The sequence below is a fragment of the Mesorhizobium sp. M7A.F.Ca.CA.002.05.1.1 genome, from assembly GCF_003998335.1.
Classification (GTDB): Bacteria; Pseudomonadota; Alphaproteobacteria; order Rhizobiales; family Rhizobiaceae; genus Mesorhizobium.
This window is the reverse complement of the sequence record NZ_RZQI01001499.1, coordinates 1-744: the sequence shown is the minus strand read 5'-3', so window position 1 is coordinate 744 and position 744 is coordinate 1. Positions and strand designations below refer to the sequence as shown.

Annotated in this window: 1 protein-coding gene and 1 pseudogene; both read left to right on the top strand. The window is 58.6% G+C overall.

The annotated features are described in order from the left end of the window. On the top strand, nt 1-490 hold a 490-nt coding region (locus EN939_RS39785), incomplete at its 5' end, for a TOBE domain-containing protein (RefSeq protein WP_206528469.1). Beyond that, nucleotides 487-744, top strand: a pseudogene (locus tag EN939_RS36640) (hypothetical protein); the annotation flags it as partial. The gene EN939_RS39785 and the pseudogene EN939_RS36640, both read left to right, overlap by 4 nt.

The following is a 744-nucleotide window of genomic DNA, read 5'->3' as shown; positions in this document are numbered from 1 at the left end:
CGACCAGGAAGAAGCGCTCGACATGTCGGATCGCATCTGCGTTCTCGGCGATGGCGAGATCCAGCAGCTTGGCACACCCGCGGCGATCTACGAGGAGCCGTCGAACCGCTTCGTCGCCGATTTCATCGGCGAGACCAACTTCCTCGATGCTGACGTGATTGCCGTGGACGGCGAGCAGGCAACCGTGAAAACGCAACTCGGCATGACCTTGACGGCCTCTCACAAGAATGCGGTCGCCGGCCAGAAGGCCTTCATCTCGATACGTCCGGAAAAAATCAGCCTGCCCGCGCAGGACAACCCGATCGCTGTCGACGGCACGATCATGAGCACCAATTATCTTGGCGGCTACACATACTATCTCGTTGAAGCGGGCGGAACCAAGCTGCGCATCTCCAAGCGCAACAGCCTCAGCCGCGGCCAGATGTTCGAAATCGGGCAATCGGTAAAAGTTGGCTTTGCCGCCGAATCCGTGCGGATCCTCGGCGCATGAAGGCACGCACAAAAAGTCCCGACTGGAATGTCCTCGGCCTGCTGCCGGCCCATCTCATCATGCTGCTGACGCTGATCATCCCGATCGGCATCATCATCGTGGTGTCGTTCTCGACGCGCGGACCTTACGGCGGGTTCGAATATGTGTTCACCACAGCGCCCTACAAGCAGCTTTTGTTCAACGAAGGCTGGACCGGCGAGATGGAGTTCAATCCGCAATATCTCATCGTTGTTGCCAGAACGCTGGTCCTGTCG